12 protein-coding genes are annotated in these 14,014 nt (G+C 65.6%); 8 read left to right on the top strand and 4 right to left on the bottom strand.

Translation table 11 applies throughout. The features are described from left to right. Positions 1–7 precede the first annotated feature (7 nt). From hemQ to JOE66_RS16770, 7 genes are all read left to right on the top strand, one after another. Complete coding sequence (hemQ, locus tag JOE66_RS16800; protein ID WP_371733938.1) at positions 8–775, top strand: hydrogen peroxide-dependent heme synthase; 768 nt, start codon at positions 8–10, stop codon at positions 773–775. Beyond that, a complete protein-coding gene (locus JOE66_RS16795; protein ID WP_205111378.1) occupies positions 772–1,962 on the top strand; it encodes a ferrochelatase in 1,191 nt (396 codons plus the stop codon). The genes hemQ and JOE66_RS16795 overlap by 4 nt, the downstream gene beginning before the upstream one ends. 86 nt (positions 1,963–2,048) lie before the next feature. Beyond that, positions 2,049–3,002 carry a hydroxymethylbilane synthase gene (gene hemC, locus JOE66_RS16790; RefSeq protein ID WP_205111377.1) on the top strand — a complete coding sequence of 318 codons (954 nt, stop codon included), beginning with the start codon at positions 2,049–2,051 and terminating at the stop codon, positions 3,000–3,002. Further along, positions 2,999–3,778, top strand: coding sequence for a uroporphyrinogen-III synthase (locus JOE66_RS16785; RefSeq protein WP_205111376.1), 780 nt, complete (start codon positions 2,999–3,001; stop codon positions 3,776–3,778). Before hemC ends, JOE66_RS16785 begins: the two co-directional genes overlap by 4 nt. Positions 3,779–3,831: 53 nt before the next feature. Further along, positions 3,832–4,833 (top strand): porphobilinogen synthase, encoded by a 1,002-nt coding sequence (gene hemB, locus JOE66_RS16780; protein ID WP_205111375.1) that lies wholly within the window; start codon positions 3,832–3,834, stop codon positions 4,831–4,833. 28 nt (positions 4,834–4,861) lie between these two features. Then, positions 4,862–6,214: a glutamate-1-semialdehyde 2,1-aminomutase gene (hemL, locus tag JOE66_RS16775; protein ID WP_205111374.1), complete on the top strand. Its 1,353-nt coding sequence runs from the start codon at positions 4,862–4,864 to the stop codon at positions 6,212–6,214. 4 nt (positions 6,215–6,218) lie between these two features. Beyond that, positions 6,219–6,605: a hypothetical protein gene (locus tag JOE66_RS16770; protein ID WP_205111373.1), complete on the top strand. Its 387-nt coding sequence runs from the start codon at positions 6,219–6,221 to the stop codon at positions 6,603–6,605. A 52-nt stretch (positions 6,606–6,657) separates the two neighbouring features. Here the strand turns inward: JOE66_RS16770 and JOE66_RS16765 are convergent, their stop codons facing one another. From JOE66_RS16765 to JOE66_RS16755, 3 genes are all read right to left on the bottom strand, one after another. After that, complete coding sequence (locus JOE66_RS16765; protein ID WP_205111372.1) at positions 6,658–8,775, bottom strand: hypothetical protein; 2,118 nt, start codon at positions 8,773–8,775, stop codon at positions 6,658–6,660. 49 nt (positions 8,776–8,824) lie between these two features. After that, on the bottom strand, positions 8,825–10,513 hold the full coding sequence (locus JOE66_RS16760) for a hypothetical protein (protein WP_205111371.1): 1,689 nt from the start codon (positions 10,511–10,513) through the stop codon (positions 8,825–8,827). A gap of 81 nt (positions 10,514–10,594) precedes the next feature. Further along, on the bottom strand, positions 10,595–11,575 hold the full coding sequence (locus JOE66_RS16755) for an MDR family oxidoreductase (RefSeq protein WP_205111370.1): 981 nt from the start codon (positions 11,573–11,575) through the stop codon (positions 10,595–10,597). 119 nt (positions 11,576–11,694) lie between these two features. Here JOE66_RS16755 and JOE66_RS16750 point away from each other — a divergent pair, with 119 nt between their 5' ends. Next, positions 11,695–13,167 (top strand): LssY C-terminal domain-containing protein, encoded by a 1,473-nt coding sequence (locus JOE66_RS16750; RefSeq protein WP_239518350.1) that lies wholly within the window; start codon positions 11,695–11,697, stop codon positions 13,165–13,167. A 58-nt stretch (positions 13,168–13,225) separates the two neighbouring features. On the opposite strand, the gene JOE66_RS16745 is transcribed toward JOE66_RS16750, so the two are convergent. Further along, positions 13,226–14,008: an isocitrate lyase/PEP mutase family protein gene (locus tag JOE66_RS16745; RefSeq protein WP_205111369.1), complete on the bottom strand. Its 783-nt coding sequence runs from the start codon at positions 14,006–14,008 to the stop codon at positions 13,226–13,228. Positions 14,009–14,014 lie beyond the last annotated feature (6 nt).

The raw sequence follows: 14,014 nt of genomic DNA, 5'->3' as shown, positions 1-14,014 counted from the left end.
GAAGACAATGACACTCCCGACACCCGATCGGGCGACGCACCAAGCCGATGCACCGCTCGCACCCTCCACGATCGAATCCACCTCGGAACCCGCGGGTGAAATGGTCACCGGCTATGCGCTCTGGGCCGTATTCCGCCGCAATCCAGAGGCTCCCGTCTCGTTCGACGGGTACGACGTGCCGTCGATCGTCGCCGAACTCGACGACGCTGTTCTGAGCATCGAGAGCGAAGAGGTGACCCTCCGTGGTTTCTACGACGTCTCTGGCCTCCGTGCCGACGCCGACATCATGGTCTGGATTCACGGCAGCGTTCCAGAGACGCTCCAGTGGGCCCTTCGCCAGCTTCGCCGCACGGCCCTGTTCACCGGGCTCCTGCCGGTGTGGAATGCCATGGGCGTGCACCGCGATGCCGAGTTCAACAAGCGCCACATGCCCTCGTTCATGCTCGGCAAGCCACCGCAGAGCTGGGTCACGGTCTACCCCTTCGTTCGCTCGTACGAGTGGTACCTGCTGCCGGAGGCCGAACGCAGCCAGATGCTGCGGGACCATGGCATCAAGGGTTCGGCCTTCCGCACGACCCTCGCCAACACGGTCGCAAGCTTCGCACTCGGCGACTATGAGTGGATCCTTGCCCTCGAAGACGAGAACCTCCTGAATCTCGTCGACATGATGAGAGACCTCAGGCAGACGGATGCCCGGCGGCACGTGCGCGAAGAGGTGCCGTTCTTCACCGGCCGTCGCATCAGCACCGCCGAGATCGTCGAGGTGCTCCAGTGACCGCAGTCGAGTCGCAGCCACTCGTTCGAAACGCGACAGCCGCGGCCTCGACGGGGGCCGAGCACATCGAGGTGCCGGTAGCCTACGACGCGATCCTCCTCGCCTCGTTCGGCGGGCCGGAGGGCCAGGATGACGTCATCCCGTTCCTGAAGAACGTCACGCGTGGGCGCGGCATCCCCGACGAGCGCCTCGAGGAGGTGGCACACCACTACCGGGCCTTCGGCGGGGTGAGCCCGATCAATGAACAGAATCGCCAACTGAAGGCCGCCCTCGAGGCTGAACTCGCCTCCCGCGGTATCGACCTTCCTGTGCTCTGGGGCAACCGGAACTGGGCGCCGTATCTGAGCGAAGCGCTGCTCGCGGCAGACGCGGCGGGTTACACGAAGCTGATCGCCATCGGCACGAGTGCCTACAGTTCGTATTCGAGCTGCCGACAGTATCGCGAGGACTACGCGAGGGCCCTCGACGAGACCGGGCTCGGTGAGAGGCTGCAGATCGACAAGATCAGGCAGTTCTTCGACCACCCCGGCTTCGTCTCACCGTTCATCGACGGCGTCACGTCCGCGTTCGAGCAGATCACCGAGGCACTGCCGGGAATCGACCTCGGCACCGAGGTGGAAGTGCTGTTCACCACGCACTCGATCCCGACGGCCGACGCCGACCGGTCCGGCCCACCTGAGCGTGGTTTCGGTGCGGGTGGTGCCTACGAGGCACAGCACCGCGCTGTGGCCGAAGTGGTGATGGCTGCGGTGGGGGTCGGGCGATCATCCATGCCGGATTGGAAACTCGTCTTCCAATCGCGAAGTGGCCCGCCCACCCAGCCCTGGTTGGAGCCCGACATCAATGACGCCATAGCCGAACTGCCGGCCCGTGGCATCCGTGCGGTGGTGATCGTGCCCCTCGGGTTCGTCAGCGACCACATGGAGGTCAAGTGGGACCTCGACAATGAGGCCACCCAGACCGCTGCGGATAACGATTTGTACAGTGTTCGGGTACCGACGCCTGGTATTCACGCACAGTATGTGAGCGGGCTGATTGACTTGGTGCTCGAGCGTGTGAACGGAACACCGACAGCGGAACGCCCGTCGCTGACGGAGCTCGGCCCCTGGTACGACGTGTGCCGTTCGGGGTGCTGTGAGAACGTGCGACTGGGGTTCAAGCCAGCCCTGGGCGGGCTCGCACCCTGAGTACAGGCGAACCAGGGCGACACCCGCCGCTCAGGTTCACCGAGAACACTTTGACCCGATTGACGAACTGAGACGCGCCCCATCTGATGAACCGTAAGCTCACGATCGCGACACGAGGGAGCGCCCTCGCCCTCGCCCAGACAGGCATGATCGCCGAGCAGCTGACCCGTCTGACGGGCGTCGAGGTCGCCATCACGGTGGTCACGACAGAAGGTGACACCTCGCGTGCGTCGCTGTCGAGCATCGGCGGCACGGGGGTGTTCGCCAGTGCCCTGCGGGCGGCGCTGGTTGCCGGCGAGTGCGACCTGGTCGTCCATTCGCTCAAAGACCTCCCTACGGCGCCGTACCCGGGCCTGGTGCTGGCTGCAGTGCCTCAGCGCGAAGACCCGCGCGATGCTCTCATCACCCGCAACGGCCTCACTCTGGCGGATCTGCCGGAGGGTGCGACCATCGGTACGGGGTCGCCGAGGCGGGTGGCGCAACTGCTCAGTCTCAGGCCGGATGCAACGGTTGTCGACATTAGAGGTAATGTCGACACCAGGCTGGCAAAGGTGTCGAGCGGGGAACTGGACGCCGTGGTGCTTGCCGCAGCCGGTCTCACCAGACTGGGCAGACTCGATGCCGTTTCTGAGTTCTTCGACCTCGCCGTCTGGCCGACTGCCCCAGGCCAGGGAGCCCTGGCAATCGAAACGCGCGAGGAGGACGACATTCCCCAGTTGGCATACATCCGGCACGACGAATCTCGGCTGTCGATTGCTGCCGAACGCGCCGTTCTCGCAACGCTCGAGGCGGGCTGCAGCGCCCCAATCGGAGCCACCGCGCGCCTCGAAGCCAATACGCTCACGCTGACGGCAGTGGTCTACAGCGCTGACGGTGCCGAAGAGCTGGGCGGCGAACGGTCGGTGGAACTTCCGTCGGGCGACGAGGCCACCCATCGACAGCTCCGGCTCGAGCTGGCGTCAGCACTCGGCCACGACGTGGCTCTGCAACTTCTCGATGACGGCGCCTCCGACCTGGCGCAACTGGGGGGTGGCCGATGACCATCTCTCCCGGCACCAAGCCCCTTACCGGTTGGCGCGTGTTGGTTCCTCGCGGCGGCCCTTGGGGCCACGGAGTCGCCTCCGACCTCCGCGCGGTGGGCGCAACCCCGATCGTCGCCCCGCTCATCAATTTCGCGCCGACCGAAGACGCAGCAGCACTCGAAAGTGCGCTCGAAAGGCTTGCTGGGGGTGCCTTCGACTGGCTCACCGTCACGAGTGCGACAACGGTCGACGTGCTATCGGCGCACCGCGCGATCGTCCCCGTGACGACCCGCATCGCTGCCGTCGGTGAAACGACAGCAGCAGCCCTATCGCTGGCGGGGTACAAGGTCGACCTCGTGCCGCTCGAAGACAATTCGGCCAAGGGCCTGCTGAGTGAGATGAAGCAGTTCGAGGAGGCAGGGGCCTCGCTACGCATCCTCACCCTGCGCAGTGAGATCGCGAAGCCCGTTCTCACGAACGGGCTGGTCAAGCGTGGGCATTCGGTCGAATCGGTGGTCGCGTACCGCACCATCGGGGTGCCTGTCGATCCAAATATTCGTGAAGAGGTCGCCGCGGGGTTCATCCGCGCCATCCTCGTCACCTCGGGCAGCGTCGCCGAACAGGTGCAGCTGCAGCTCGGGCCGATTCCCGAAAGCACGATTGTGGCCTGCATCGGGCCGGTGACGGCGCAGGATGCACGCTCCTACGGCCTGCGCGTCGACGCGATCGCCCACGACCGCTCGAGCGAGTCGCTGATCCAGTCGCTCATCGACGCGGCACTAGCCCCCCGATAGGACATGCCTTCCCGCAGATCGGCCCCACAGCTAGTACGCGTAGGGTTTATCGCATGAGTACTTTCGCCCTGACCCAGACGAGCGACCTGTCGATTCGGCCTCGTCGGCTGAGGTCGACGCCGGCGATGCGACGGCTCGTCGCTGAGAACCGGCTCCACACCGCTGATCTCGTGCTGCCGCTCTTCGTGCGCGAAGGCGAAGCCCGGCCGATCAGCTCGATGCCCGGTGTCATGCAGCATTCCTTGGATTCCGTGCGGAGCGTCGTGACTGAGGCTGCTGCGCTCGGCTTGGGCGGCGTGATGCTCTTCGGTGTCCCCGACACGAAGGACGCCATCGGGTCGGGAGCGACGGATCCCGACGGAATCCTCAACCGTGCCACCCAGGTCGTCGTCTCCGAAGTGGGTGACTCGCTCGTGGTTCAGACCGACCTCTGTCTCGACGAATTCACCGATCACGGCCACTGCGGTGTGCTCGACGCCCAGGGTAGGGTCGACAACGATGCGACACTGCTCCGTTACCGCGACATGGCCCTGGCGCAGGCCGGGAACGGTTCCGAACTCCTCGGACTCTCGGGGATGATGGACGGCCAAGTGGCTGCTGTGCGCGATGAACTGGATTCGAACGGGTTCCAGGACACCGCAATCCTTGCTTACTCCGCAAAATACGCCTCTGCCTTCTACGGCCCCTTCCGGGAGGCCGTGGGCTCGTCCCTCCGGGGAAACCGAAAGACCTACCAGCAGGATCCGGCAAACCGTCGGGAGGGTGCGCGAGAGGCCCTCCTCGATGTCGAGCAGGGTGCAGACATCGTCATGGTGAAGCCGGCGATGAGCTACCTCGACGTACTGGCCGACGTCGCGGCGGTCTCGCCCGTTCCCGTCTGGGCATACCAGGTCTCCGGCGAGTACTCGATGATCGAAGCCGCGGCAGCCAACGGGTGGATCGAGAGGGAGAGGGCCATCGTCGAGTCTGTCACGAGCATCCGCCGTGCAGGCGCCGACGCCGTGCTCACCTATTTCGCCTCAGAGATCGCTCGAACCCTGCTCGACCAGTCCTAGCCAGCCGCTGAAACCAAGGTCACTCCACATGTCTGAATCCGACGTCCTGTTCGCTCGCGCAAGCGTCTCCATTCCGGGCGGGGTGAACTCGCCGGTGCGCGCGTTCCGATCCGTCGGTGGCACGCCGCGGTTCATGGTGTCGGCCAGCGGCCCGCACATCACCGATGCCGACGGGGTCGAGTATGTCGACCTGGTCAACTCATGGGGGCCCGCGATTCTCGGGCACGCCCACCCCGAGGTCATCGCGGCCGTGCAGGCGGCGGCGGCGCGTGGATTGTCGTTCGGCGCTTCAACGCCCGGCGAGACCGAGTTGGCCGAGGCCATTCGCGCACGCATGTCGTCAGCTGGGGTATCGCCGGTCGAGAAGGTGCGCCTGGTCTCCACCGGCACAGAAGCGACAATGACCGCCATCCGTCTGGCGAGGGGGTTCACTGGGCGCGACATTCTCGTGAAGTTCGCCGGTCACTACCACGGCCACTCCGACTCCCTCCTGGCCGAGGCCGGATCGGGGCTGGCAACGCTGGCATTGCCGGCATCTGCCGGTGTCACGGCCGCTACAGCGGCCCAGACCCTCGTGTTGCCGTACAACGACCTCGACGCGGTTCGGGCGGTGTTTTCCGCGCACGAGGGCGCGATTGCGGCCGTCATCACCGAGTCGGCTGCGGCGAACATGGGGGTCGTGGCTCCTGATCCCGGCTTCAATGCCGCACTCGCTGACATTGCGCATGCGAATGGGGCCCTCCTCATCGTGGACGAGGTTCTCACCGGTTTCCGGGTCGGCCCAGCCGGCTGGTGGGGCCTCGAGACGTCTACCTCCGCGCACGTGAATTCCGAGACTCCGTACGCTCCAGACCTCTTCACCTTCGGCAAGGTCGTCGGCGGCGGTATGCCACTGGCGGCGCTCGGCGGTCGGGCAGATGTGATGGACTACCTGGCACCACTCGGCCCGGTGTACCAGGCCGGAACACTCTCGGGTAACCCGGTTGCCGTGGCGGCAGGGCTTGCGACCCTGCGATTGGCTGATGAGAGCGTCTATGCGAAGCTCGACAGTGCAGCATCCCTCATCTCGAAGGCCGTCTCGGAAGCACTTGACGCCGAGGGTGTCGCGCATTCTGTGCAGCGGGCAGGAAGTCTCTTCAGCTTCGCGTTCGGCGACTTCTCTGCAGGTGGGCCGCGCACCTACGCCGAGGTGCAGTCGCAGGAGTCGTACCGCTACGCACCGTTCTTCCACTCGATGCTCGACGCGGGCGTCTCGCTGCCTCCGTCTGTTTTCGAGGCCTGGTTCGTCTCTGCCGCCCTCGACGACAGTGCGATGGACCGTATCGTGTCTGCGCTCCCGGGCGCGGCTCGTTCCGCTGCACGGGAATCACCGGCAAAATAGAGTCATGTCAGTTCTGTTCGTTCACCCCGATCGCCTCGAGATCAGGTTGACGCGAGCCGAGAAGATCATGTCGTTGCGACGCAGCGACATCGACGTGCCGCTGGAGAACATCCGGTCGGCCGCCCTCACCGACGACCCGTGGGTCTGGGTGCGCGGCATTCGCGCGCCGGGAACCGCGATTCCGCTCACGCTGGCCGTCGGCTCCTGGAAGTATCACGACGGCAAGGACTTTCTGCTGATCAAGGGCACGCGTACGTCGGTGGTCATCGACCTGCAGGATTCGGAGTTCTCGCGCATCATCGTCACGACCCGTCATTCGTTGAGTCTTCTCAAGGCGCTGCGGTTACCGCCGCTCGAAGCGTCTGATGCACAGGAGATCGCGGCCGACTGAAAGCTCGGGCAGGCAGATGATGCCCGCTGTGGAGGGCTGCGCCAGCCTCGAGTCAGTGCGAAGTCCGGCCGAGGGCCGACCGTCTCTGCTTTCGCACCACCGTGAGTTCGCTGTCGGCGACCCGCGCGACCGCACCCTCCGCCGAGAGGAGCTCGACGCTTCGTTCATACCACGGTTCTGCCTCGGTGAGCTGGCCGACTGATCTCAACAACCGCGCTGTGAAGAGACTGGCATGCCCGGCGGATGATCGTTGCCCCATCCGTTCGTAGAGAGCACTCGCGCGCGAGGCAGTGCGGACTGCGTCGTCGTCGTCCCCGAGGTCATCGAGGGCGTGAGCGCGTGACTCCGTGATGTTCGCGAGCAACCCGTCCACATCGAAGGCGAAGTCGGCGGCCAGGTCGATCGCTTCATCCAGAGCATCGAGGCCGGCGCGGTCCCCGCTGGCGCACTGTGCCTGGCCGAGGAGATGAAGCGTGTCGACGATCTCCCACGATCCGGGGGGAAGAAGGCGCGCACAACGCACCGCGTGGGCCAGGACATCGACGGCTGACTGGTCGCCTTCGTCGAGCAACAGCCGGCCCAGCGCGAGTCCGAGCCTCACCGCTCGTCGCGGCGCCTGCGCCGAGCTGGTGAGCGAAAGCGCCGCGCTCCAGCTTGCGTAGGCTGCGTTGTCGTCGTCTGCGAGTCTCTGCGCGTGCCCCAGCCAGTAGAGGATCTCGCTGCGCTCCGTCGAAGGCAACCCCATCTCGACCACGAACGCGAATACCTCCGTCAGTTCTGCGCAGGCTTCTGGCCCGCGCTCCGCAGCAATGAGGGCTCGGGCGAGGCGAAACCTCAGGAAGGGGGAATGTGGATGGCAGATCTGCTCCGACTCGGCGAGAGCCCGTCGCCACGCTTCGATCACTCCGGGGGCCGTTCCCAGATCTTCGAGAAGCAGTGCGAGAACACCACAGGCCTCGATGATGCCCAGGCTGTACCCGAGTTCGAGGCTCAGAACGAGTGCCCGGTCAGCATCGGCGATCGCCTCGAGCAGACGCCGGGCATCCCGGTGGCCCCCTGTTCTCGGCTGCGCCAGCGCCGTGAACCACCCCCGTGCACCCAATAGGTCACGTTCAGAGCCGAGCGCACGGGCCCGCATCAGAAGTGCACTGGCCCGAAATGCCCGGTCAAGCGGATGCCGCAACAGCCTGTCGAGGGCCGCTCGGGCTCCATCACGGTTGTGGACTGCGAGTTGCGCACGGGCAAGGTGGTAGAGGGGTCTCTGGACCCTCTCATCGTCGGGCTGGTAGCCGCAGAGCTTGATGGCTGTGAGAAGAAGGTCGACGGCCTCTTCTGCCACTCTCAGCTCGGCGAGGGCGGTCAGGATGCTCACCTGTGCCTCTGCATCGAATCCCTTTCGTCGCGCCTCGCCCAGAGCCCGTTCGAGATCGCCTCGCCGTACCTGCGGTTCGACCCCGAAGAGAAGCAGTCCGAGCTGGAGCTCCACTTCAGCAAGGTCGAGCCGCTCGTCTTCGATGAGTACGTCGACGCGCCACGAGCACAGGCGCTCTGCCTGCTCGAGATCACCACGCTCGACGGCCATCCGAATCTCGAGAGCATAGAGCTCGGCCGTGAGACGCGCGATGCCCGACCGCATTGTCCCCGGCCGGGCTGGGGCGTCGAGGCAGTCGCGGCAGCGGGCGATGGCAGACCGGGCACCTTCGTCATCGCCGATCGTCGCCCGCTCACGGGCCCGCTGAAGCCACGCAGGTGCGTCTTCGAGCGCGATCGGTACCGGTGGCGGCGCAGCTCGGAGCGCAGTGGCTCCGGCGGCATCGTCGCACCGGTCGCGGGCAGCCGGTCCGCCTGTGACGGGATGCTCCTGGTCTTCTTCGCGCGAAATTGCGGGTGGCTCATGCACAAGGTCGAGGTCACCGATCCGGGCAGGGAATGTCGTCGGATCTGAGAGGTGGAGCCGTCGGCAGTGCGTGAGGGCGGTGTTACTGATGGCCGAGTCTCCCGTCAGCGCAGCAGAGCGGATCAGTCGAAGGCGCGCCTCGTAGCCCAGTCGCTGGTCGCCTAGTGCATCGGCGAGCGAAATCGCTTCGTCGATGAGCTGTCGTTCCAGTGGGCCGGCAGGGAGGCGATCGCTTGCGCCCAGCAGTCGCCTTATGTGGTTTTCGGGTCGCATGGGGTTCGGATTCCGGGGCGGAGAGCCCTTATGTCGAAGTGCTGGCAGATCAGAACGGCGACCTGCCGAGGGTCTGCCCGGGGCTCCAGTTGGTGCGTACACCGATCTCGGGAGAGACATCGGGTGCAGGAAGGGAGGGTCTGACCGTCGGAGTTTCACGGCGTGCCGGGCGCTTCTGGCGAATGGCGCTGCGGGATCTCGGTTCACGAACCCGGGGCGCACGCTCTGCCCGCGGTTCAGTCATTGCCGGCAGCACCGCTGTGGGTTCAGCAGGCACAGGCTTAGCAGGTAGAAGCCCAGAAGGTTCGTCTGTCGCTGCTTCTGCTGAGATGGCACGTTCAATGCCGCGCCCGAGGCGCTCGAGCGGACCCCGACCGAGCAGCAACCGCCAGAGAATACAGAACACGGGCACGGCTGCGACCCCGAACAGGCTGGCGCTCGGGGGCAGATCACGCTGGGCCGCAACAGAGACCATGGCCCCGACAACGAGCAGGATCGAACCGGTCAGTGCGAGAGAGCCAGTCGCAGCCAGGGGGGCGAGCCCCCAGCGGAGTGCGGGAGCGACGAGGAGAAGTGTGGCAACCACGGCGATCACAGATCCGCAGACCCCGACGAACACGAAGACGTTCGAGCTGGCAGGCGCGTTGGCGAGCACTCCGACAGCACTGGGTGGTGTTGCCGCAGAGTGGCTGAGGGCCCAGCTCGCACCGAGGCCCACTCCTGCTGTGAGGCCCCCTGCGCCCCACAAAACCAGTCGCGTGACGATGCGCGTGAGAGTGAGCTTTGCGATGGCGAGGCCGACGATGAAGAGAACGATCCAGAGCACCGTCGGCGTGCCGAGCGTGCTCGACGCGAAGGCGGCGCGGGCAAACGACGCTGGGTCAAGACCGAGCGAGCCGAGCCGCTGTGAAAACACGGATGGCGCAACAGAACCGGTTGTGTCGAAGATGCTCGTGACGATCGGTGGAACGACGGCGAGAATGCCCGAAATCGTGAAGAGGAGCCATTTCGGCCAACGGACCATCACGATGGCAACACCAGTCAGCGCTGCGATCACCTGCAGGGCCCCTCCCAGCTGCGCGGCCAGCTGCGCGGCCAGCTGCGCGGCCATCACCCCGCGGATTCCGGTTGTTTTGGTCGCCGAGTGACCGATCACCACGTCAGACAACGCCACGAGGGCGGCGCCGGCGCCGAAGCACACGACAGCCCGGAACAGGAGTCGGAGGCGAACCTGCACGCCGCGCGGGCCGGGAAGGGGCTGACGCCCCCCTGCTGACAGGGACACCGACAGACCGGCACTCACGGCGAAGAGCAGCACCACAACGGCGGGGATGAGAGTCAGCATCGAGACGTTCGCGCTCCAGCTGAAGCCCACAATCGACGGCGGCACCGGGGCTCGAGGGACAGCGCCCGGAAAAGGCTCTTCGCTGCTAGCGAGACCGGTGCCATTCGACACCGATAACAGCAGATCAGGGAGCGCGAGCAGCGCTGCAGAGCCCACCAGGGCGAGTCCACGCGTCACGTCGATTGCGACGATCCTGTTGGAGTCACCGAAGATCCGTTCAGGTGCGCGCCGCCACCATGATGTCTCATTGGCCGTCGGGTGCTCGGGTCTGCCCGTATCGTGGCCCGGGACGTGTTGCTCCTGTGACTGGGAGGAGGTTCGCGCAGACTGTCGCAGCGCAGACCGCGGCAACCGGGCGATGCCGACCGAATACGAAGGGGTGGGCTCGGGCATCCACTGATCGTACCCGAGATTTGCTCAGTAGTGAAGTTTGCTCAGCAACCCAGTTCGGGTGTCAGGGTGCGTCTCGTCTTGTCAGCAGCGAACGTCGACCACGGTTCGCCCCCGAATCGAGCCGGCCAGAATCTGGGCTCCTGTGGCGATGACGTCACTGAGGCCGATCGTGGTGGTCATCGAGTCGAGCAGTTCGCCGTCGAGTTCGTTCGCCAGGGCCGCCCAAGCCTGTTTGCGAAGAGCTGCCGGCGCCTCGACCGAGTTGGCCCCGGTGAGGGTCACCGAGCGAAGGATGAACGGCATCACTGTCGTCGGAAGGTCGGCGCCCTGCGCGAGGCCGCACGCCACGACGGTGCCGCCGTAGCTCGTCTGGGCGAGCACATTCGCGAGCGTCGAACTGCCGACCGAGTCGATCGCGCCAGCCCACCGCTGCTTCTGCAGGGGCTTGCCCGCCTCGGAGAACTCGGAACGATCGATCACGGTGGTTGCGCCCAGGCCGCGAAGGTACGCGCCCTCGGTCTCCGCGCGCCCGCTCGACGCCACCACGGTGTAACCGCGCCCCGCGAGCAGGGCGATGGCGATGGAGCCCACGCCGCCGGCGGCCCCCGTGACGAGGATCTCTCCCGAACCCGGCACGACCCCGTTCCGTTCGAGGGCCAGAACGGCGATCATCGCGGTGAATCCGGCGGTACCGATTGCGGCGGCGCGCTCCGCCGTGAGGCCGTCTGGCAGCGCGACCAGGGCGTCTGATCGAACGCGCGCCCGTTCAGCCAGCCCGCCGAAGTACTTCTCCCCGATGCCGTCTCCGTTGAGGATGACGCGCTCGCCGACGGCGAATACCGGGTCTGCGGAGTGCTCGACAGTGCCGACGAGGTCGATCCCCGGAACCAACGGGAAGGTACGCACCACTCCGCCACCGTTCTGGCTGAGAGCGAGTCCGTCTTTGAAGTTGACGCTGGAGTATTCGATCGCAATGGTGACGTCGGCTTTAGGGAGAAAGTCGTCGTCGACGTCGCGAAGTGTGGGAGGGGTATCTCTGTCGACCACCAGTGCTCTGAACATGCTCCCAGCCTAATCAGGCAAGCCTCGCGTATCGCCAGGCTTGCCCCATTGACTCATGAAATGCTCCGCGCCGCTCGCAGTGGATGCGCTGTGACAGCGTCGTGCCCTACGGTTGACTCATGTCAGCCAGCGTGAGCACGGCGGAACCGTCGCCCGCCGTCCCCCGTCGCCCTCGACGCTCGATCATGGCATTCCTCGACACCATCTACTTCTTCCTCGGCGCCATCGCGGCCGGCTGGCTCGCGTACCTCGTTCTCACAGAGTCCGTGAGCAATGGGCTGCAGTACATCTGGTTCCTGTTGATCTTCTGGCTGTTGCTCGCCTACCTGCTGCTGCCGCGCATCCACAGCATGCTGACCCTCATCTATGTGCCCGACTACTTCATCGGCCGGGCCCGCACCAACGAGGGTCTTCTCGGTGACCCCGTGAACCTCGCGCTGTTCGGTTCTGAAGCGCAATTGCACACGGCGATGCTCGCGGCGGGTTGGCATCGGGCCGACGACGTCGGCTTTCGCAGTTCGCTCCGCATCGTGACGTCGACGCTCTTCCGGCGCAGCTATTCCGATGCTCCCGTGAGCCCCCTCTACTTGTTCGGCAACATGCAGGACTTCACCTACCAGCAGGAGGTCGCTGGAAACCCTGCGAAACGGCACCACGTACGTTTCTGGAAGACCCCCGGTGACTGGTTGCTACCCGGTGGTTATGAGGCCGAGTGGATGGCCGCGGGCACGTACGACCGCAACGTCGGCCTTTCGCTGTTCACCCTCCAGGTGACGCACCGCATCGAGAAGGAGACCGACAAGGAGCGGGATCACATTGTCTCGACCCTGCGCGAGGCAAACCCTGACGGGAGGTTCTCTGTCATCAAGAACTTCTCAACGGGCTATCACTCGGTGAACGGAGGTGGTGACGCGATCACCACCGACGGCGATCTTCCGATCATCGATCTCAGTGCTGTTCCGGTGTCGGCTGAGGGCGTAGAACAGGCAGCAGAGGTGACGGATGCGCCGATCCCCGCCGACGCCACCCGGCTGGGCCGCGTGGTTCTCGACACCGCGCGCAATTCGGGCTCCTCGAACCGGGTCAAACGGCCCATCTCGATCTACATCAGTTTTCTCATCATGGTCATCCGTGGAGTCGTCGGACTCACCACCGTCATCGCCATCTTCGCCGGCTGGGCCGATTCGGTGAAGTCGATTGTCGTCGACCTCCCCTCGGGCAACACCGTCGAGAGCGCCCAGTTTGCCGATCTGGTGCTCTGGATCGTTGTCGGTTTTGCGATCGCAGCGGTTGTCGGGTACTTCCTGCTCGCCCAGTTGATGTTCCTGGGGTACAACTGGGCGAGATTCACGGCGATGACGCTCAGCCTGTTCGCGGTCGCCATAGTGGCCATCGATTTCGTTCAGACCCGGGTCAACGTGACACTTGCGACTGGGCTCATCAACCTCTCCTTCGACATTCTCGTGCTCTTCGCGCTGTCGAGTTCGGACGCGCGGGTCTTCTCCTCGGAGCGGCGCGAACGCCGACGGGCGCGCCGTGCCCTTGCGCGCGCCTCGAGGTCGGTGAATGCGCGGGAAGCCCTCGCCGCCTGATACTGGCGCTGAGGCCTGGCCCGGACGCAGCAGTCGAGTGACTCCGTCAGCCAGGAGGTCAGTTCAGTGCGCGCGCGTTGTCGGGAAGTGAACCGTTGCCGTAGAGGGTGACGGCGAGGTCGGCCAGGGCGGTGAGCGCGACGCGCTGGCTCCACGGGCCGTAGGAGATCCGCGCGACGCCGAGTTCTTCGAAGACCGAGGGCGAAAGCGAGCCGGGAATGCCGATCACGCTGACGCGCTGCCGACCGAGCCCGCCGACCAGCCGCTCGACCGTGACGGCATCGAGCTTGCCGGGTACGAACACGCAGGAGGCCCCGGCCTCGAGGTAGGCCCGCCCTCGCGTTATGGCGTCGTCAACGACCACCTCGTGGGGGCGATCCCCCGCCCGAAGGAAGGCATCGGTACGGGCATTGAGCACGAAATCGATACCCTCGGCCTGGCTGGCCGCCACGACCTGGGCAACTGCGCTCACTGCTTCGCCGAACGGTTTCATCTGGTCTTCGAGGTTGGCGCCGACGATGCCGACTCCGATCGCCTTTCGAACCGTCTCACCCGGGGCACCGTAGCCCGCTTCTAGGTCGGCGGAGACCGGCAGGCGCGTCGACGCGGCGATGCGGCCGACCATGTCGATCATCAGGTCGACCGGGATCTGCTCTCCGTCGGCGTAGCCGAACAGCGCGGCGATGCTGTGGCTCGCCGTCGCGAGAGCCCTAGTCTCGGGAATGTCGGCGATCACCTTTGCGCTGACCGCGTCCCACACGTTCACCACCGACAGGATGTCGGGTGACAGGTGCAGTCGGAGGAGTTCGTCGGCCTTGGTCTGGATCGGAGGAGTACTCATGCGGCC

This window comes from Subtercola frigoramans, from assembly GCF_016907385.1.
Lineage (GTDB): Bacteria > Actinomycetota > Actinomycetes > Actinomycetales > Microbacteriaceae > Subtercola > Subtercola frigoramans.
This window is presented reverse-complemented; position numbering and strand designations above follow the sequence as displayed.

Bases quoted from the DNA above. Each gene is read 5' to 3' on its own strand.
- hemQ (WP_371733938.1), top strand. From the start codon at position 8: ATGACACTCCCGACACCCGATCGGGCGACGCACCAAGCCGATGCACCG.
- hemC (WP_205111377.1), top strand. From the start codon at position 2,049: ATGAACCGTAAGCTCACGATCGCGACACGAGGGAGCGCCCTCGCCCTC.
- JOE66_RS16785 (WP_205111376.1), top strand. From the start codon at position 2,999: ATGACCATCTCTCCCGGCACCAAGCCCCTTACCGGTTGGCGCGTGTTG.
- hemB (WP_205111375.1), top strand. From the start codon at position 3,832: ATGAGTACTTTCGCCCTGACCCAGACGAGCGACCTGTCGATTCGGCCT.
- hemL (WP_205111374.1), top strand. From the start codon at position 4,862: ATGTCTGAATCCGACGTCCTGTTCGCTCGCGCAAGCGTCTCCATTCCG.
- JOE66_RS16770 (WP_205111373.1), top strand. From the start codon at position 6,219: ATGTCAGTTCTGTTCGTTCACCCCGATCGCCTCGAGATCAGGTTGACG.
- JOE66_RS16765 (WP_205111372.1), bottom strand. From the start codon at position 8,775: ATGCGACCCGAAAACCACATAAGGCGACTGCTGGGCGCAAGCGATCGC.
- JOE66_RS16760 (WP_205111371.1), bottom strand. From the start codon at position 10,513: ATGCCCGAGCCCACCCCTTCGTATTCGGTCGGCATCGCCCGGTTGCCG.
- JOE66_RS16755 (WP_205111370.1), bottom strand. From the start codon at position 11,575: ATGTTCAGAGCACTGGTGGTCGACAGAGATACCCCTCCCACACTTCGC.
- JOE66_RS16750 (WP_239518350.1), top strand. From the start codon at position 11,695: ATGTCAGCCAGCGTGAGCACGGCGGAACCGTCGCCCGCCGTCCCCCGT.
- JOE66_RS16745 (WP_205111369.1), bottom strand. From the start codon at position 14,008: ATGAGTACTCCTCCGATCCAGACCAAGGCCGACGAACTCCTCCGACTG.